The 18,800-nt window shown below is 64.9% G+C and carries 17 protein-coding genes and 1 pseudogene; 2 read left to right on the top strand and 16 right to left on the bottom strand.

Features of this window, described 5'->3' with window-relative positions:
* The first annotated feature begins 841 nt into the window (after positions 1-841).
* Positions 842-1,288: a hypothetical protein gene (locus tag C0617_RS03610; protein ID WP_291315654.1), complete on the top strand. Its 447-nt coding sequence runs from the start codon at positions 842-844 to the stop codon at positions 1,286-1,288.
* Between the two features lie 339 nt (positions 1,289-1,627).
* Positions 1,628-7,198: pseudogene (gene uvrA, locus C0617_RS03605) on the top strand (excinuclease ABC subunit UvrA).
* A 391-nt stretch (positions 7,199-7,589) separates the two neighbouring features.
* Here uvrA and C0617_RS03595 read toward each other — a convergent pair.
* The 16 genes from C0617_RS03595 to C0617_RS03520 form a co-directional block, all read right to left on the bottom strand.
* Positions 7,590-7,736 carry a hypothetical protein gene (locus tag C0617_RS03595; RefSeq protein WP_291315652.1) on the bottom strand — a complete coding sequence of 49 codons (147 nt, stop codon included), beginning with the start codon at positions 7,734-7,736 and terminating at the stop codon, positions 7,590-7,592.
* A 9-nt stretch (positions 7,737-7,745) separates the two neighbouring features.
* Positions 7,746-8,678, bottom strand: a complete 933-nt coding sequence (locus tag C0617_RS03590; protein WP_291315651.1) for a rhodanese-like domain-containing protein — start codon at positions 8,676-8,678, stop codon at positions 7,746-7,748.
* Positions 8,679-9,019: 341 nt separating this feature from the next.
* Entirely contained in the window at positions 9,020-9,244 is a 225-nt protein-coding gene (locus tag C0617_RS03585; RefSeq protein WP_291315650.1) for a hypothetical protein, read from the bottom strand.
* A 234-nt stretch (positions 9,245-9,478) separates the two neighbouring features.
* The gene (locus tag C0617_RS03580; protein ID WP_291315649.1) at positions 9,479-9,757 is read right to left on the bottom strand and encodes a hypothetical protein; all 279 of its coding nucleotides are present in this window, start codon (positions 9,755-9,757) and stop codon (positions 9,479-9,481) included.
* Positions 9,758-10,018: 261 nt separating this feature from the next.
* Positions 10,019-10,258, bottom strand: coding sequence for a hypothetical protein (locus C0617_RS03575; protein ID WP_291315648.1), 240 nt, complete (start codon positions 10,256-10,258; stop codon positions 10,019-10,021).
* A gap of 374 nt (positions 10,259-10,632) precedes the next feature.
* A complete protein-coding gene (locus C0617_RS03570; RefSeq protein ID WP_291315647.1) occupies positions 10,633-11,229 on the bottom strand; it encodes a hypothetical protein in 597 nt (198 codons plus the stop codon).
* Positions 11,226-11,663, bottom strand: a complete 438-nt coding sequence (locus tag C0617_RS03565; RefSeq protein WP_291315646.1) for a hypothetical protein — start codon at positions 11,661-11,663, stop codon at positions 11,226-11,228. The genes C0617_RS03570 and C0617_RS03565 overlap by 4 nt, the downstream gene beginning before the upstream one ends.
* A 176-nt stretch (positions 11,664-11,839) precedes the next feature.
* Entirely contained in the window at positions 11,840-12,406 is a 567-nt protein-coding gene (locus C0617_RS03560; protein ID WP_291315645.1) for a GDYXXLXY domain-containing protein, read from the bottom strand.
* Positions 12,403-14,025, bottom strand: coding sequence for a DUF2157 domain-containing protein (locus C0617_RS03555; protein ID WP_291315644.1), 1,623 nt, complete (start codon positions 14,023-14,025; stop codon positions 12,403-12,405). Before C0617_RS03555 ends, C0617_RS03560 begins: the two co-directional genes overlap by 4 nt.
* A gap of 39 nt (positions 14,026-14,064) precedes the next feature.
* Positions 14,065-14,727: a transposase gene (locus C0617_RS03550; protein WP_291315643.1), complete on the bottom strand. Its 663-nt coding sequence runs from the start codon at positions 14,725-14,727 to the stop codon at positions 14,065-14,067.
* 186 nt (positions 14,728-14,913) lie between these two features.
* Positions 14,914-15,612 (bottom strand): ABC transporter ATP-binding protein, encoded by a 699-nt coding sequence (locus C0617_RS03545; protein WP_291315642.1) that lies wholly within the window; start codon positions 15,610-15,612, stop codon positions 14,914-14,916.
* Entirely contained in the window at positions 15,605-16,762 is a 1,158-nt protein-coding gene (locus C0617_RS03540; RefSeq protein WP_291315641.1) for an ABC transporter permease, read from the bottom strand. The genes C0617_RS03545 and C0617_RS03540 overlap by 8 nt, the downstream gene beginning before the upstream one ends.
* Positions 16,759-17,154 carry a hypothetical protein gene (locus C0617_RS03535; protein WP_291315640.1) on the bottom strand — a complete coding sequence of 132 codons (396 nt, stop codon included), beginning with the start codon at positions 17,152-17,154 and terminating at the stop codon, positions 16,759-16,761. Before C0617_RS03535 ends, C0617_RS03540 begins: the two co-directional genes overlap by 4 nt.
* 122 nt (positions 17,155-17,276) lie before the next feature.
* Positions 17,277-17,609 (bottom strand): hypothetical protein, encoded by a 333-nt coding sequence (locus tag C0617_RS03530; protein ID WP_291315639.1) that lies wholly within the window; start codon positions 17,607-17,609, stop codon positions 17,277-17,279.
* A 162-nt stretch (positions 17,610-17,771) separates the two neighbouring features.
* Complete coding sequence (locus tag C0617_RS03525) at positions 17,772-18,014, bottom strand: DUF6868 family protein (RefSeq protein WP_291315638.1); 243 nt, start codon at positions 18,012-18,014, stop codon at positions 17,772-17,774.
* Between the two features lie 131 nt (positions 18,015-18,145).
* Positions 18,146-18,800: nitroreductase family protein (locus tag C0617_RS03520; protein WP_291315637.1), on the bottom strand; the 655-nt coding region annotated here is incomplete at its 5' end.

Here is an 18,800-nt window from a genome sequence, read left to right as displayed (position 1 = left end):
TACATGAAGTTATGTAGCGAATCCCAAATCCACCATATCAAAGCTGAGGGCTCCCTGATCAGTTTCACACCTCAGAATTCCCGTTTCACGGATATTCTCAAAGACCGGCTCGGCGATGCCGAGGCACCCGAACGCAGTATGATCAGAGGGCTCTTGCGGCTACCGAAGGCGTAAGTAATTATTGCTTCTAAGAAAAACGAAGGCCACCCCGTCGAATTTGGGTGGCCTTTTCTAGGTTTGAAATATGTTGTTCGAAAAACGCTCGGATTCTACACCTATAACAAGGGAGATGTGGTTCTGCTCTTTTCAAGTTGAGTTTTCCATGGGTTTCTCTTGCATGAATTTATGTAACCTCGAAACTTCCCCTAAAAATTATGAAAGTAGCTATTTCACGGAAGGGCAGAGGCTTGGGCAATATAAAATCAAGTCATAGGATCTAAGACGATTTGATATGTTTACGGACTACCTTCCAGATATATCTAAATAAGAAGTCAATCTCTTGTTTCTTAGATCTAACAAAGCGTTCGGAAACTTGACACATTGCAGGCCCGGTCAAAAAAAATGCGAAGGACCGCGAAAATATTTTTGCAAAACCAAAGGGTAATGCGTTAGGATTTATATATAGCAAGTTGTCGAAAAATAATAGTCATAACCTTTATATGAAAAAATGGGCTTGTTTAAATGAATGGGTTTGGTCTTAAACCAAAATCACAACAAAGGCAAATTGATGTACTCACCCTGTATTGATCTTGATAGTTGTCTTTTGAGGTACCATCTCTTAGTAAAGCCATTTTCAGGGAAAGTCACCCTGAGCAGCGCTGATAGTCGCAGTGACCTTTTGTTGTCAAAGCATGAATCAGGCATTGATTTCGATTTCGACTTTGGAACCTTCGGAGATACAGGTCAGTGTGAATTCAGCTCGGCGTATTTGCATGGATTTTTTGAGGGCCAGATCCCCTCCGAGATTCAAGAGGCCCTTGAGCACGAGAGGGCAGCCAGGCTGATTTTTCACAAGGATGGCGGGGTGTCTGTTTGCTGGGAATATACGGAAGAAGAGTTCGATCAGCACATTGAAGAACTGATCTTCAAGACGATTACTCAAGATGCCCACTATGTAGAGGTGGAGACAGTTGGTGATCTCGTCACCGCCTATGGCTGGGCACCAGAGGAGGTCATGGCAATTGCCTCGGAGGAACTCTCTGAAATTTTAAACTCTGATCTAGATAAAAATGACGCTGAAGACATTCTCAAGTCGCTTCAAGAGAACACTTATAGTCGGCTGGGTTAAGAAAGATTTTGCCAACGCCTTTGAAGTCAGACTAGAATTGTTGCAAATCAAATACCTGATTGAATTACTGGGAAAGGTTGCCAACTTTATTTTTCAGAAAGCAACTTTTAACGTGAAATCGGTTTCCAACTTGAATAGAACTTGCTGTGAAAGGTTGTGTCGACAAGTTGCTGAATTTACTAGGTTCGGTGGTTGCCAACTTTATTTTCCACAAACATTCCGAGCCGCCCGCGCCCCGAGCGCGGGCGGCTTTTTCGTGGGCCTTTCCCCTCCAGGGGCTTTTGCCCTAGAATGAACAGAGGAGGAGCGCCCGTCTTTCCCGGGCCAAGAATCGATCTTATGAACAAGGACAAGGGGAGCATCCTCATCCGGGGGGCCCGCCAGAACAACCTCAAGGGATTCGACCTGGAGTTGCCCCTCGGCGAACTGATCGTCGTCACCGGGGTCTCCGGCTCGGGCAAGAGCTCGCTCGCCTTCGACACCGTCTACGCCGAGGGCCAGCGCCGCTACGTCGAGACCTTCTCCCCCTACGCCCGCCAGTTTCTCGACCGCATGGACCGCCCCCAGGTCGAGCGCATCGACGGCATCCCCCCCGCCATCGCCATTGACCAGACCAACCCGGTGCGCACCTCCCGCTCCACGGTCGGCACCATGACCGAACTCAACGACCACCTCAAGCTGCTCTTCGCCCGCGCCGCCCGCCTCTTCTGCCGGGGGTGCGGCCGGCCGGTGCGCCGCGACACTCCCGACAGCATCTTTGCCGAACTGGATGAGAGGTTCGATGCGGAGACGCCCTTGCTGATCACCTTCCCGGTGCAGGTACCGGAGAACTTTACCCCCGCCAAGGTGAAGGACCTGCTCGAGCGCCAGGGTTACCGGCGGCTGCTGAAGGAGGAAGGGCGCCGGCTCGAGGTGATCCAGGACCGGGTGACGTTCGGTCCGCATCGCCGTCAGCGCATTGTCGAGGATTTCGAGGCCGCGCTGAAGCACGGCCAGGGGCGGCTCAGCGTCCACCCGCTGGAAGCGAGCCGCGAGCCGGGCCAGCCGCTGCACTTCTCCGACGACCTGCACTGCGCCTGCTGCGACATCCACTACCAGGAGCCGGCGCCGAATCATTTTTCCTTCAACTCGCCGCTCGGCGCCTGCGAGACCTGCCGCGGATTCGGCCGCACCATCGGGGTCGACTTCGGCCTGGTGGTGCCGGACGAGTCGAAGACCCTGGCCGGCGGGGCGATCAAGCCGTGGCGCACCGACAGCTACAGCGAGTGTCAGGACGACCTGGAGGAGTTCGCCGACAAGCGCGACATCCCCCTCTATCGCCCCTGGCGGGAGCTGACAGAGGCGCAGAAGACCTGGGTGCTGGAGGGGGAGGGGAGGTACGAGGACGGCCTCTGGTACGGGGTGCGCCGCTTCTTCGACTGGCTCGAGACCAAGGCCTACAAGATGCATATCCGGGTGCTGCTCTCGCGCTACCGCTCCTACGAAGTCTGCCCCGCCTGCGCAGGGGCCCGCCTCAAGCCGGAGGCACTGCTGTGGCGGCTCGGCGGTGCGGCAGAGGCCGAAAAGGCGCTGCCCGGGGGGGGGCGGTTCCGGCCGTGCGAACTCGAGTTGGAGGAGGAGGCGCTGGCCGCCCTGCCGGGGCTGACCCTCCACGACGTGATGCTGCTGCCGATCGAGCGCTGCCGCGATTTCTTCGCCGGCCTGGCGCTGCCGGCGCCGCTCGACGAGGCGGCCGAGCTGCTGCTGCGAGAGCTCCGCGCCCGCCTCGACTACCTGGTGGAGGTGGGGCTCGGCTACCTCACCCTCGACCGCCAGTCGCGCACACTCTCCGGAGGCGAGGTGCAGCGGATCAACCTGACCACCGCGCTCGGCACCTCGCTGGTGAACGCCCTGTTCGTGCTCGACGAGCCCTCGATCGGCCTGCACCCGCGCGACATGGGACGGGTGGTCGGAGTGCTGCAGCGGCTGCGGGACGCCGGCAACTCGCTGCTGGTGGTCGAGCACGACCCGCAGGTGATGCTCGCCGCCGACCGCATCCTCGACATCGGCCCCGGCCCGGGAGAGCGGGGCGGCGAGGTGGTCTTTTACGGCAGCCCGGCCGAGTTGGCCGCGGTGGAGGGTTCACTGACCGGAGACTATCTTGCCGGCCGCAGGCAGGTGCTGCCCCCCGAGGCTCCCATCGCCCTGCCCCCGGCCGCCGATACCCCGCAGCTCGAGATCCTCGGTGCGGCCGCGCACAACCTGGCCGGTATCGACGTCTCCATCCCGCTCGGCCGGCTGGTCTGCATCACGGGGGTCTCCGGCTCTGGCAAGTCGACCCTGGTGCAGGAGGTCTGCTACTACGGCCTGCGCAAGCTCAAGGGAAAGCCGGTGGAGGCGCCGGGGCGGTACCGGGAGATCCGGGGGCACGACTTGGTCGACGAGGTGGTGCTGGTCGACCAGACCCAGATCGGAAAGACCACCCGCTCCAACCCGGCCAGCTACGTCGGTGCCTTCGACGCGATCCGCAAGCTGTTCGCCGCCGAGCCGCTCGCCAAGGAGCGGGGCTACACCGCCGGCACCTTCAGCTTCAACTCGGGCAACGGGCGCTGCCCCGCTTGCGGCGGCAACGGCTTCGAGCATGTCGAGATGCAGTTCCTCTCCGACGTCTACCTGCGCTGCAGCGACTGCGACGGCCGACGCTACCGCCCCGAACTGCTGCAGGTGAAGCTGATGCCGGCCGGCGGCGGCCGGGCCTGCTCCATGGCCGACGTGCTGGAGCTGACTGTCACCGAAGCGGTCTCCTTCTTCGCCGGGCATGGCGAGGTGCGCCTTGCTCTCGAGCCGCTCGAGGCGGTCGGCCTCGGCTACCTCAAGCTCGGCCAGCCGGTGCCGACCCTCTCCGGCGGCGAGGCGCAGCGCCTGAAGCTGGCCGGACACCTGGTCGAGAGCCGCGGCAAGGGGGGTAAAAGGGCAAAGACCCTGTTCCTCTTCGACGAGCCGACCACCGGCCTGCACTTCGACGATATCGCCCGGCTGCTGCAGGCTTTCCGGCGGCTGCTCGACGCCGGTCACTCGCTGGTGGTGATCGAGCACAACCTCGACGTGATCGGCGCCGCCGACTGGCTGATCGACCTCGGCCCGGAAGGGGGCGATGGCGGCGGGAAGCTGGTCTGCACAGGCACCCCGCGGCAGCTGGCGACCCATGCCGAGAGTCACACCGGCGCGGCGCTACGTGAGTACGCCGCGCAACTCGGGGAGCTGCCCTCCCGCACCGGGGCGGTCCGGGAGGAGGGTGCGCCGGCGCCGGCGCCGGCGAACGAGATCCGCATCACCCACGCCCGCGAGCACAACCTGCAGAACGTCGACATCACCATCCCGCGGGAGAAGTTCACCGTCATCACCGGAATCTCCGGCTCGGGCAAGAGCACTGTCGCCTTCGACATCCTGTTCAACGAGGGGCAGCGCCGCTACCTTGAGTCGCTCAACGCCTACGCCCGGCAGTTCGTCCAGCCGGCGGCGCGCCCCGACGTCGATGCCATTGCCGGCATCCCGCCGACGGTGGCGATCGAGCAGCGCACCAGCCGCGGCGGTCGCAAGAGCACCGTCGCCACCATGACCGAGGTCTACCACTTTGTGCGCCTGCTCTTCGTCAAGCTCGGCGTCCAGCACTGCCCCGAGTGCGAGCTGCCGATCGAGCCGCAGTCGCTCGACGCCATCGTTGCCCGCATCCTGAAGGACCACGGCGGCGAAAGGATCGGCGTGCTGGCGCCCCTGGTGGTCGGCCGCAAGGGGTACTACACCGACCTCGCCGCCTGGGCCGGGGCCAAGGGGTTTTCGCACCTGCGGGTCGACGGCCAGCTCGCTCCCACCGTCGACTGGCCACGCCTCGACCGCTTCCGCGAGCACGACATCGAGCTGCCGGTCGGCGAACTGACCGCGGCTCCCGAGAGGGAGGTGGCGCTGCGCGAGCTGCTGCGGCTCGGCCTCGATTTTGGCAAGGGGGTGGTGCAGGTGCTGCCGGCCGGCGCCAGCGAGGCGGCGGTCTTCTCCACCGAGCGGGCCTGCCCCGGCTGCGGCCGCAGCTTCGAGGAGCTCGACCCGCGGCTCTTCTCCTACAACTCGAAGCACGGCTGGTGCGCGGGCTGCTTCGGCACCGGCCTGGTGCTGCCCGGCTTCGACGCCGAGCAGACCGGCTAGGAAGCGGGCTGGATCGGCGAGGAGGAGCCGCAGCTTTGCCCCGACTGCGGCGGCGACCGGCTTTGCCCCGAGGCGCTGGCAGTGCGCTTCGAGGGGCGCGGCATCGCCGAGCTCACCCGGCTGTCGGTGGCGGCCGCGGAAGAGCTGTTCCGCCAGCTGGAGCTTTCCGGGCGCGCCGCCGAGATCGCCCACGACCTGCTCGCCGAGCTGCGCTCGCGGCTCGGCTTCCTCAACGAGGTGGGGCTCTCCTACCTCTCCCTCGACCGCGCCGCGCCGACCCTCTCCGGCGGCGAGGCGCAGCGCATCCGGCTGGCGGCCCAGCTCGGCTCCAACCTGCGCGGCGTCTGCTACATCCTCGACGAGCCGACCATCGGCCTGCACCCGCGCGACAACCGGATGCTGCTCGACACCCTCGCCAAGCTGGAGGGGAAGGGAAACACCGTGGTGGTGGTAGAGCACGACGACGAGACGATCCGCCGCGCCGAGCACGTCATCGACCTCGGCCCCGGCGCCGGCGTCGAGGGGGGGCGGCTGGTGGCGGCCGGCACCGTCGAGGAGCTGATGCGCTGCGAGCAGTCCCTCACAGGGCGCTTTCTCGCCCGCCCCCTCGTCCATCCCCTGATGAAGCGCCGTCCCGTGGGCCGGGGCGAAAAGGCCCAGCGGATCGCCGTCGGCGGCGCCCGGTTCAACAACCTGCGCGGGGTCGACGTCGACATCCCCCTCGGGCGGCTGGTCTGCGTCTCCGGGGTCTCCGGCAGCGGCAAGAGCACCCTGGTGCGCGACGTGCTGCACAAAAACCTCAAGCGCCTGCTCGCCGCCAAGCGCTCGCGCAAAACTGAGCCGCCCGCCGAGCTGTTCGGTTGCCGGGCGATCGACGGCTGGGAGCAGATCGGCCTGGTGCTCGAGGTCGACCAGACGCCGATCGGCAAGACCCCCCGCTCCTGCCCTGCCACCTACGTCGGCTTCTGGGACGATATCCGTCGCCTGTTCGCAGAGCTGCCCGAGGCGAAGATCCGCGGCTACGGGCCGAGCCGCTTCTCCTTCAACGTCAAGGGGGGGCGCTGCCCCGAGTGCTCCGGGCAGGGCTACCGCAAGGTCGAGATGAGCTTTCTGCCCGACGTCAAAGTGCGCTGCGAGGTCTGCGGCGGTCGACGCTTCACCGCCGAGACCCTGATGGTGCGCTACAAGGGGAAGAGCATCGCCGACCTGCTCGACATGAGCATCGACGAGGCGGCTGGCTTCTTCGCCGCCCACACCCGCATCGGCCACGCCCTGCGGCTGCTGAAGCAGGTGGGGCTCGGCTACCTCACCCTCGGCCAGCAGAGCCCGACCCTCTCCGGCGGCGAGGCGCAGCGCATCAAGCTGGTCACCGAGCTGGCCAAGGTGAAGCCGAAGGATGATCTGCCGGGGCGGGGCAAGAGGCTCTCGCGCAACTCCTCGCTCTACATCCTCGACGAGCCGACCATCGGCCTGCACATGGCCGACGTGGAGAAGCTGATCCGGGTGCTGCACCGGCTGGTCGATGCCGGAAACTCGGTGCTTGTGATCGAGCACAACCTCGACGTACTCGCAGAGGCGGACTGGCTGATCGATCTCGGCCCCGAGGGGGGGGAGGGGGGCGGCCGCATCGTCGCCCGGGGGACGCCGGGGCAGGTGGCGAGGCGCAAGAAGGGGTCGCACACCGCGCCGATCCTCCGGGAGTTCCTCCGCGAGCGCGGCCCCGGGGGATAACGGCGGGTTCCCTCCGCTTCGCAGATTGATTCGGCGGGGACGAAAACTTGCCTTCGGCTGTGGACAGTCGTCCGCCTTTTCCCAATTTCATCAACTCCGCTCCGGCGGCGGCGAAAGGGGGAAACAGGCCTTACCCCGGAAAACCCAGAGGAAGCTTTTGATGTTGGAATTCCTTCGCGGTCTTTGCGGCCTTGAGAGAGCGTAGCGAAGGGGCGTGAGGCGGATGGGTCCGATTTTTCAGTGTCTCCGGGCCTCATCCTTCCCCTGCATCCGCGGGGACTCGACCCTGCCGGCGACCAGGGGATTGCCCGTCCCCGAAAATCCCGGAAGACGAAAAAGCCCCGTCGGCATACCGGCGGGGCTTTTCGGGTTTTCGGTGGGGCGGACTTCGCTATTCGACGAGGACGCCGCCGTCGGGGCCGAAGTCGAGGTTCCGGTTGAGAAAGCGGGTCCCTTTCAGGCCGGCGTCCTCGCAGGCGTAGTAGGCCCCCGCGCTGCGGCTGCCGGTGTTGCAGTAGAAGACCACGTTCTGTGCCATTTTCAGTTGCTAGATGTGCTCTTCGATCTTCTCGTCGAGGATGTTGATCGCCCCGGGGATGTGGGCCTTCTCGAACTCGTCGGCGGGGCGCACGTCGATCAGCAGCAGGCCCTCGGGCTTCTCGGCGACCAGCTTGAGGAATTCCTCCTTGCCGATTTCCCCCTCGTAGACCATCGCCTCGGCTTCGGCCGGTGCGGCCTGGCCCTCCTGCTTGGGGTTGACCATGGCGAAGGCGCGGGTCGAATTCTTTTTCCAGGCCGGCCAGCCCTCGGCGTAGGTGCGCACGTCGGTGTAGCCCATAGCCCTCGCCGCGGCGGCGGACTTGTGGGAGAGGTTGCACTTGAGGCCGCCGCAGAAGAAGATCAGCTGGGTGTCCTTGTCGGCCGGCAGCAGCCCCTTGAGCTTGTCCCACTCCTGGAAGGGGATGTTGAGAGCGCCGGGGATGGTGCCCGCGTTGTACTTGATGAAGGGGCGGGCATCGACGACCAGGGCGATGCGGTCGCGGTCGTTGAGGATCATCTTGATGTGACTGGTGGCAACCCAGGGGCTGTTGCCCTCCTTGCGCCAGCCGGGCTCCCCCTCCGGGAAGATCGAGACGTCCGTGTAGCCCATCTTTTCTACCAGGGCCGCCGCCTTGGCCGAGAGGTCGCATTTGAGGCCGCCGCAGTAGAAGACCAGCGCGGTGGCTTTGTCCTCCGGCAGTTCGTCGAGCCGCTCCTTCATCTCCATCCAGGGGAGGGAGACGGCATGGGGCAGGTGGCTGCCGAAGTACTTGATCTCCGGCCGGGCGTCGATAAGCATGTAGTGGCCCTCGGCGGGCTTCTGCGCCACCATGGCCTCGACATCGGCGAGGGTCAAGGTTTTGACCGCGGCCGCCGCCTGGGACGCCAGCAGGAGCAGGGGAAGGAGCAGGGTCAGAGCGAGGGTGCGTCTTTGCATCATCGGTTGTCTCCTGAGCATGGGGTTGGTCGAGGCTATGCCTCGGTCCTGATTTTTTAGTACGAGTCGTGCCGACGGTTTTTTCGGCAACTCTATGAAGAAAGTCATGTTAAATCAAGAATTTTTATATTTACAAGGGGGGGGCCGTCGCCGAAATGGTCATGCTGGTGATTTTACACCCTCCGCCGGGGGAAATGGCGAGTTTTTTCTGGGTTTAGGCAAGGGAAGTCCAGCCCGTCCGGGCCGGTATTACTGCAGAGAGGCGGACATCCCCTTTTCTTTTCGGACGGAAAGGGGCGGGGGGCATCAGTTCGGTCGGCTGAAATTTTTCCCCGGGGGAGATCCTATTCCCAGGTGACGGCGTCGTCGCAGTCGTAGCCCCGGCAGCCGTCGCGGGGAAGGGCCTGCTCGGGGAGGGCAAGGGGGGGACCTCCGGTCATGAGCATGCCGAGCAGGATCGGCAGGGCTCTGTAACAGAGGTAACGGTCGCAGGGGGGGCACCAGGGTCGGCTGCGGTTCTTGAGGGGCTGGTGGCAGTTTCGGCAGCGGAGGTGGATGAGATTGGTCATCGATGCGCGGACCTTTCCCCCTCCGGTCGATGTCATTGCATGGGGGCAAAAAGGTGTCGCCCCTGATCAGAAAGGGTCTTCCGGGATGTTGCGCAGGGCAAATTTCAATTATTGTATATAGTTACACTCTAGAGGAGAAGTCCTGATTGTCAAATCGGGGGGGCACGGCAGGGAGGGGGAGGGAGCGGGATGCCGACCCGCGGCGGCCTGGGGAAGGCCGCCGGGGCCAGGGATCTATTCCCGGGGACCGATGACCAGGGTCAGGGAGTCCTCCGGTGTGGCCGGCGAGGCTTTGGCCCGGCTCGGGATACCGATGGCGTCAAGGGCCTTGGCCAGGGTCTGGGCACGTTCCGGGGCCGTTTTGAAGTCGTTGATGAGGATTTCGAGGCCGGCGGCCGAACCGACTGAAAGCTCTCTGCTGAAGTAGGGGACCTCCCACCCGGCGGAGCGAAGGTTCTTCACCAGCTGCTCGGCCAGCGCCAGGGCCTCGGGGTCGGATACGGGGGCCTCCACATCGATTTCGCCGCCAGGGCCGGTCTGCAGGATCGAGATCAGCCTCTGCTGCTGCTCCGGGGTCAGGATCCTCGGTTCCGGGTCCGGTTTCGGGGCTTCGGGGGGAACCGCGGGAGGCGCTTCGGGCGGGGCCTCGGCGTGCTTGATCGCGGCGGCGGCCGATTTCCAGGCCTCCTTGACCTGGGCCCGCAGCTCCCGTTCGGTCTGCTCGTGTTTTTCCTGGGCCTCCCGAAGCTGGGTGCGCAGGGCCTGTTCGGTCTGCTAGTGTCTTCGTTGGGCCCAGTCCAACTCCTTGCGGAACTGCTCGCTGCCCTTTTCGGTGTCTGCCAGCCGGCCCTGCACCTCCGTCTCCTGCTGGACCAGGAGGGAGGCCAACTTGTTCGACGCCTTGATGTTGAAGACGACGGCGGCCGCGGCGAGCAGGATGAAGACGGCGACCGTCCATTGGGACAGGGTGTGAAATTTGCTGACGCCTTCCATGGAGTTCCACCACGAGAGCATTGGGTAATCTCCTATGAACGAGAGGATTTGATCCATGATTTCTGATCTCTGGCAATGATGCCTTGGGAGGGTTCGAGAGTGACGGGCCCCGTTCTCCGTCTTTCCTTCGGATGGACGAGAAAGCCTCAGCCCCTTGGCGGAGGCGGCAACCGTGGGAGGGCGGGCCAAGGGGTGTCGCCCTATAAAACATTTCCAATCTTTAGTATTATACCGATAATCAGGAATTTTTCACGCCCTGGTCGAAGAATATGGGGCGGCGGACGTGGGGGGGGGCGTTTCGGGCCGGTTGGGCGGGGTCGAAGGCGGCGCATGGTTTGGCGGAAGGAGGCAGAAATGCTTCGCAGCAAGTCCCCTGCCTTTGTATTGCTCCACCATCATAAGGTCTGCTTGGCTCTCGTCGCCAGCCGGTAAAGATAGTCGAGGTCGCTCTCCTTTTCGCCACCGGTGAGCATGGGCTGTAGATACGCAAGAAACCTTCCCCCCATGACGGTCACGGAGAGCTGATGGGGCGGCGGGTTTCCGTCGATGATCTGCATCAGTCCGGTCAAGCCCAGGTCGGGTTCAGCCGGGCCGGTGCTCCACGGAAGTACGTGCCGGATGTCCCGCGCATCCTTTGCCAGAAAGAAGGCTTCGCCATCCTTTTCCGTTTCGAAAAAGACCGCGATCCGGCCGGAATGGGTGTTTTGCGGCAGCCCGTAAGGGCTCAGGTCCAAAGCCTCCGTGGCCCGGAACAGGCGAATCCCTCCGCCCTCGACAATGTCCCTGATCCGTGAGAAATCACGACCGAGGGGCGCCGTCAGGGCGAAGGCGCGATTGAGCTCCCGCCCCAGCGCGCCGTCGTCCCTGTGGCGATAGGAAAGCCCCTTTTTCGCTCCGAATGTTTTGACCAGGCGGCTTCTGCGCCTGGAATAGATCAGCAGCCAAAGCCCGACGAAAGAGAAGGCCGGTATCAGGATCAGGGCGGTGTTCATGGGGTCCTCCTGTCAGCCCCTTGAGACGCGAAGAACGCCAATGCCTTCTCCCTCGTCAGGAGGACGGTGGCAATGACGGCCACAGCGAGTTTCAGGTACAGGGAGACGGACAAGCCCGAAACCAGGAAGGTCAAAACAAGGACCCCGAAAATCCAGAATAGAAAGGCCGCCAGCGCCCAGGTGCGGCCCTTAAGCATGAAGACCCCGGAGAACAACAGTACCGGCACCCCGACCAGGGCATGCACAAGCTGGAACGAAAAGGGCACAGGAATCAAGCCGTCGCCCGAGGCTGCCTGGCTCCATTCGAGGGTCAGCCGATACGCTTCGGGGTTGATGAGGAGAAAAAGCTTGGGGGCTGCTGAAAGGAGGGCATAGAAAATGGTAAACCATGAAATGATGCAGACTGACAGCGGTCGTGTGGTTGATGTTTTCATTTTGGGTGCAGCGAGCCTTTTAAAGGGGGCGACAGCGCCTGGTGGATTTCGACCCTTTTTCCCTCAACAGCGATTGCCTTCCCCGGGGGGCTTTCGGCAGATGTCAAACGATGAAAACCTGATCCCCTTGGGTCCTCCCCGTCTGAAAGCGGAATGCTGTCTTCAGGGTTGTCCCTCTACGGCTGGCCCGGCTCTCGCGCCAAAAACTCCAGGATCGGCAGGTCCTCGATATACAGCTCCTCGATCACGCCCCGGCCGTCCTTCACCCGTACCATGACAAAGGCGTCCTGCCGCCCCCGCCTGGAGCTGCGGCGATAGGCCCGTTCGATCTCCGGGGCGATGCTCTCCTCGGCGTAGAAGCGGTCGAAGGGCATCTTCAGCCGCACGGTCTTTCCAGAGGCGGAGCGCACCTTGAGGCGCAGGTAGTCTCCGGCGGCGGGCGGCTCTCGGTGGGCGCGCTTCAACATGGCGAATCCCTGCTCGTCTTTGCCCAGCAGCACATAGGCCCACTGGCCTTTTTTAAATTCTGCGCCGGCTTCGACCGAGGCGTTTCCGGCCTCGACGTTGAGCCTGACGAAGCGGCCGCGGAAGGGGTCGTAGGGATCGACGGGGGCGGTCTTGAAGCGGTAGGGGACGCCATGGGTGAGGGTGGTCTCCCGCTGGTAGATCATGCTCGCCGGCACCAGCAGCTGGAGGGCGGCGAGCAGCAGAAAAATCCAGATAGCCTTGATCCGTATCGTCATTGCGTCACCTCCCTGCGCTTGATCAGGATGTTGGTCAGCAGAAAGCCGACGCCGATGGCGATGAAGGCGATTCCCTTGGCGGTAAAGGGCAGGTCGGTGTCGAAGAAACGGGCGACGATCAGCAGCGAGATGATCCCCAGGCCGCCGTTGACCCGGCTCGTCAGCCCCGCGCGGATGCCGGAGAAAAGGGTGCTGGCGCCGAGGAACAGCAGAAAGAGGTTGAAGACCAGGACCGAGCTCTTGCCCGGCAGGTAGCCGGCGAACAGCTGGAAAGCGAGGATGAAAAGGCCCGCCAGGCCGAAGGGCAGGCCGCCCGCGCTCTTCTGGCGCAGCACCATGATTCCGAGCAGGGCCAGGTTGGCGGCGAGCAGGCCGGTCAGGACGTTGAAGCCGAGCAGGTGGTGGAACTCCTCAAGGGGGAGTCGCATGACGTGCGCCCCCCACAGCTTGCCGAAGGAGAGGGCGAGGCCGACGACGGTGATGCCGAGGCAGCCGAGCAGGAGCAGGGGGCGGCGCCGGGTGGACCGGTCTCGACCCTGCCAGGTTCGATCGGCGAGGTAATAAAGGCTGAAGAGCAGGGCGAAGGTGGCGAAGGTCAGGCGGTGTTCAAATCGGTGCAGGGAGAAGCCGACGGCCAGGGGCAGGCAGAGGGCGAGGGTCCAGCTCAGCCACGACCGGGCGGTGGTGCGCACCCCTTTCCTCCACAACCGCCACAGGAAGGGCGCCGGCAACAGGACGAGCAGCCAGTAGAGGGCGACGGGCTCATGCGCGAAGCGGGCGGTTCCCATCCAGGCGGTGATGCCGACCCAGTAGAGGGCTGCGGGCATCGCGGCGCGCATCAGGTAGACGAGGGGCAGTCCGAGCAGCATCCAGACGAGCAAAAAGCGCGGCAGGTCGCCGGAGATGTGGTAGGTCTGTCCGACCAGGGCGATCGAGGCGCCGACGGCGACCATCAAAAAGGTCGCGGCGCCTTCCTGCCATGCGGTCGAATCGGGGCGGCGGCTGATGGCCAGGCCCGCCAGCAGCTGCCCGAGAACCAGGGGGGCGAAACAGAGGAGGGTGCGCACCGGCCGGCCGAGTTCGGCCCAGTTGTGGGCGAAGATCAGGATGATGCCCAGCCCGACCAGGAGCGCGCCGAGGACGGCGCAGATCACCAGCGCCAGCGGGGCCTTTCTGCTCGCCTTCGGCGGCGGCCCGTAGAAGCTGCCGATCCGCTCGGCCGCCTCTTCGTCCACGACCCCTTCGGCCACAAGGTGCGGCAGTTCCCGGTGGAGCCAGGCCAGGTGCTCCTTTTTTTGGGTGCGGGCCTTGCCCGGGGAGACGGGCGGGGGGGCGGCGGGAACGGGGGGCGGCGGAGACTCAGCGGGTGCGGGTGGGGCGTTCCCTGTCATCGGCTCCACCGCGCAGATGGCGCCGGCCTTCTCCAGGGCGGCACAATAGCGGCTGGCGGTCGCCTCGTCGAGATCGGACTTGAGGACAAAGCTCTTGCCGGAAAAGATCCGCTCGGCCGCGGCAGGGCTGAGCTTGCAGACTCGCTGGAGGTTTGCCTTGACCTGCTCCACGGTCTGGCCTTCGGCGATCCGACCGCGAAAGGCGATCTTGTATTTCTGTTCGGTCATTCCTTCTCCATGGCCTTTCAAGGGGACACAATACCGGTTTTAATGTTTCCTTCGCCGTCCCGCCCGCTCGGGGCGCAGGGATCTGCCGATCAGGGTCTCCACCTCGAGGGCGAACCGCTCGCCTCCGACCGGCCTGCCGGTCCGGGTACCCCGCTGGATCTGGCGACTCTTTTCCGCGTCATCCTCGCCCCGAAGGAACTCCTGCCAGTCCCCGACCATATCGGGCAGCATTTGGTTCCTCACCAGGGGGTCCTCTTCAACGAGGCCTGCATGGAAGCGGGCGCTGGACCACCGGTAGTCCAACGCTGACGGGACCATCCGCGCCGCAACAGGGTTGCGCTCGACATAGCGGGCGGCCGCCAGCAGATGGGGCTGGTCGAGAACGCACGAGTGGAACCGGCCCTGAAACAGATACCCGCGGACCCCTTCGGAAAAGTTCTTCATCCTGGTGTAGCGCCGGTGGGCCTCCCCGATGCCTCGGGCCAGGGATTTCTCCTCTTCCGGAACGGCAATCAGGTGGATGTGGTTGCTCATCAGGCACCAGCAGAAGATCGTGACGCCGGCTTTTCGGGTTTCTTCGGCAAGGAGCTTGAGGTAGGCAAGGCGGTCTCCGTCATCGGCGAAAACATCCATGGAGCGGACGCCACGCTGGGTGATGTGGTGGGGATAGCCGGGGACGACGAGTCGGGAGATTCGGGCCATGGCAGAGGTTAGCCCATGCAAATCTGGAAGGCAATCAAATTCTAATTGTCGGTACTTTGGGGGGCGGGGTTGACATTAAAATCGGTATTGTGTCCCCCGAAGCTCAGGATTTCCCGGATTTCGGATTTGCTGGGCAGAAAAGGGCCCCACCTCCGCGCAGGAGGCGGGGCCTTTTCGCGTCTCCCGCTAGCTCGCCATCTGCAGGGGGGGCGGGTCTTCGATGCGGCCGTCGCGCACCCGCACCAGGTGGGTCGCCCGGGCGGCGATCTCGGCGCTGTGGGTGACGAGGATGATCGTCTTGCCCTGGCGGTTGAGCCCTTCGAGCACCTCCATCACCTCGGCCTCGGCGGCCGAGTCGAGGTTGCCGGTCGGCTCGTCCATCAGCAGCAGCGGCGGGTCGTTGGCCAGCGCCCGGGCGATGGCGACCCGCTGCTGCTGGCCGCCGGAGAGCTGCCCCGGCCGGGCGTCGGCCTTCTCGGCCAGCCCGACCGTGGCGAGGAGCTCGGCGGCCCGCTCCTTCTGCCGCGCCTCGGGGGCCCCGGCGAGCATGAGGGCGGCCTCGACGTTCTCGGCGGCGGACAGGCTCTGCAGGAGGTTGAAGAACTGGAAGACGAAGCCGATCTTGCGCGCCCGTAGGGCCGCAAGGCGGCGGTTGCCGAAGCGGAAGATCTCCTCCCCGTCGACCGTCACCGTGCCGCCGGTGGGGTGGTCGAGGCCGCCGAGCAGGTGCATCAGGGTCGACTTGCCGTGCCCCGAGGGGCCGACGATGCAGGTGAAGCTGCCGCGGGGGATCTGCAGGTCGATCCCGCGCAGCGCCTCCACCCGGGCGGCGCCGCGGCCGTACTCCTTGACCAGGGCGCTGGCGGTGATAATCGCGTCATTCATAGCTGATCGCCTCCACGGGAGAGAGTTTCGACGCCTTGACGGCCGGGTAGAGCCCGGCGGCCATGGCGACCAGGGTCGAGAAGAGGACGGCGCCGCAGAAGGTCAGCGGGTCGATGCTGCTCTGCGAGCCCTTGACGAAGGAGGTGGCGGCGTTCTGGCCGATGTAGGGGGTCGCCAGCACCGCCGCCAGCCCCCCGAGCGCCGCCCCGCCGATGCCGCCGAGCAGGCCGTAGACCCCCGACTCGAGGAGGAAGAGGCGGAAGATGCCGGCGCGGGTCGCCCCCATCGCCTGCAGGATGCCGATCTCGCGCCGGCGCTCGTAGGTGGCGGTCATCATGGTGTTGACGATGCCGAAGGCGGCGGCGAGGATCGCCACCGCCGCGATCAGCTGCAGGGTGACGTTGACCGTGCCGACGATCGACAGGACCGAGTTGCGCATCTGCTTGTCGGAGACCACCCCGAGGGCGACCGCGTCCCGGATCCGGTTGGCGTAGAGCTCCACCTCGTCGAGGCGCTCGACGCGCACCGCCACGTAGGAGACCAGCCCCGCCTGCCCGTAGAGGCGCTGGGCCACCGGCAGGCTGAGGAAGACCGTCAGGTCGTCCTTGCCGCCGGTCTCGGCCAGCACCCCCAGCACCGGGATCTGCTCGCCGCGGATGCGCACATCGCTCCCCGGCTGCAGCCCGAACTGCTCGGCGAGCACCGCGCCGAGCACCGCACCTTCGGCTGCCTCGGTGGGGAAGTACTCCCCGGCCGCCAGCTGCCAGTTCTTGAAGCGGCGCGTCTCCTCCGGGAGGACCCCCATCACCGAGACCGGGCGGTTGGCGATCGCCGAGCGCTCGGCCAGGTAGGGGATGGCGGTCATCCCCTCGATGGCGCGGATCGCCGCGACCTCCTCGGCGTTGATGTTGGTCGGCATCTGCTCCCCGGTGAGGATCGAGACCTGCTCGTAGGCGCAGCTCCCCTTGGGGGTCACCACCAGGTTGGCCCCGAGGGCCGCCGACTCCCGCTCGATCTGGCTCTTGAGGCTGCCGCCGAGGGACATGAAGGTGACGAAGGAGGCCATGCCGATGACGATGCCGAGGAGGGTGAAGACGAACCGGCCGCGCCGGCGCAGCATGTTCTTGAGGACCAGCTTGCCCGAGGTCATTGCGGCACCCCCAGGTTGTGGCTGGCGAGCACCTGCACCCGCTCGGCCCGCAGCAGGTAGCCCAACGGCTCCCTGGCGAGGGCGCCGAAGGCCTCGACCTCGTCGCCGATGGCGGGGCGGGCGCCGGCGACCTTGACCGGCAACAGCACCTTCTTGCAGTTGGGGGTGGTGCACTGCAGCTCCTTCTTGTCCATGATCCCCACGAGGGTGGCGTCGTCCTGGGCGTAGGCGTAAACGATCCCGACCACGGCCAGCGAGCCGCTGAAGGCGCCGGGGTCGGAGATGATGTCGTTGACCTGGAAGGCCGGCGCTTCCGGCTTGCAGCCGGCGGCCAGGGCGACGACGAACAGAGTGACGATACAGAAGACGAACGTGCGCGAAAGGGTTTGCATAAACGCATCTCCACGGATGTTTTAAGGGCGAAAAAGAGGGGGGCGGGCACGGGGGCGCGGCGGCCGGTGGACGCACCACCGCCGCTGCCTGCCGGGCCGGGCGCGGGTATGCCTGCGAAGGATCAGGCGGTTTCGGGGGGGTAGTCGATGGAGCGGATGTGGTCGGACGGGTGCACGGTCGCCAGGAGCCACTGGGGGGCGTCCGGGTCCCGGAGGGAGGCGTCTATCGGTGTAGTGTGGTGGAAGAGGACGGCGCTGCAGGAGAGGCAGTTGCAGTCGAAGCACTCCCCCTCACTGACCGGCGGCGGCGCCGGCGGCGCGGCATCGGCGGCACAGCAGAGGTCGGGCTGGCTCGACCCGGGCGGGGGCGCCGCAGCGATGGCCGCCGCCGAGAAGACCAGCAGCGCCAGGAGCAGCGCCAGCGGCGCGGCAATTTTCTTCAGGACCGTCAACATGACAGATCCATTCTATCCGCGCCCCCGGTGCAAAGTCAATCCGCCGCGAGAGAAACCGGGGCAGATCATTTTTCCCTCTGAAGAAGCGTGCCCCCCTGCGCCCCTGAAAGGATCGCTGGGTACGGCGGGAAGCTTGAGGCAGAAGGCAGGGGAGGGGACGGTTTATCCGACGATCAGCAGGGCCAGGTAGGGGACGAGGTTGAAGACCAGGAAGACGATCTTGAACAGCCCGAGGAAGGAGTAGATGAGCACGTCGAAGGTCTCCCGGGGGATGGGGAACCACACTCGCTGGGTGCGGAAGACCAGGTCGGGCGTCAGCAGGCACATGGCGCTCCAGAACAGCAGCAGGCCGCCGTTGATGATCGAGCACCACATGAAGAACCTTGTGAGGGTCGGGATGTCCATCGTCTCTCTCCGTCTTCTTCGATCGTTCGGAAACCAGGGGCACTTCCCGGTTTTAAGGTTTTGAAACTGTTTGATTATTCAAGAAGGGGGCACGGCCAGGCGTGACCCCAGCTCTTCCCGGGCAGGGCGATTCACCGCGGGCCGGCCTCCTGCTGGTGGCTGAACCGCCGGACGATCCCCCGCTTGAAGGGGACGGCGGAATACCCCAGGATCAGGACCAGCGCCGGGGTGTTCCCCTCGGGGATGCCCAGCCCGGCGCACAGATCCCTGTTGCGCTGCAGGATGGGGGGCGCGCCGCCGACCATGCAGCTGCCCAGGCCGTGGGACTCGGCGGCCAGCATGGCGTAGGTGCAGGCGATCACAGCGTCCGCCTCACCGGCGTAGGGGGAGTAGTGGAAGATCAGCGCCGCCGGGGCGCCGTAGAAGACCGTGTCCCGCCCCTCGTCCCAGCTCTCCAGGTATTTGTGCGCCAGGGGCACGATGAAACTGCTGAACTGCTCGTAGCGCGCCCGGCCGATGAAGGGGCGCATGACCTTGAGGATCCCGGGACGGAAGATCTTCACCATCCCCCGGTAGCCGGCGACCACCTCCCCGGCCAGCTTTCGCACCGCGTCGGCCCCGTCGACGGTGACCACGCCGACGTCCCACGGCGGGACGCCCATGGGCGCGGAGGAGGCCACGGCGACCACCTCCGCGAGGAGCTCCGGCTCCACCGGACGCTCCCGGAAGCGCCGGACGCTGCGCCGCGCCGCGAGGAGGGCCTTGAGGGAGGCGGCGTCGGCCCGC

It is taken from the genome of Desulfuromonas sp., from assembly GCF_002868845.1.
Taxonomy (GTDB): Bacteria; Desulfobacterota; Desulfuromonadia; order Desulfuromonadales; family BM501; genus BM501.
The sequence above is the reverse complement of the archived record's forward strand: the minus strand, read 5'-3'. Positions and strand labels throughout refer to the sequence as shown.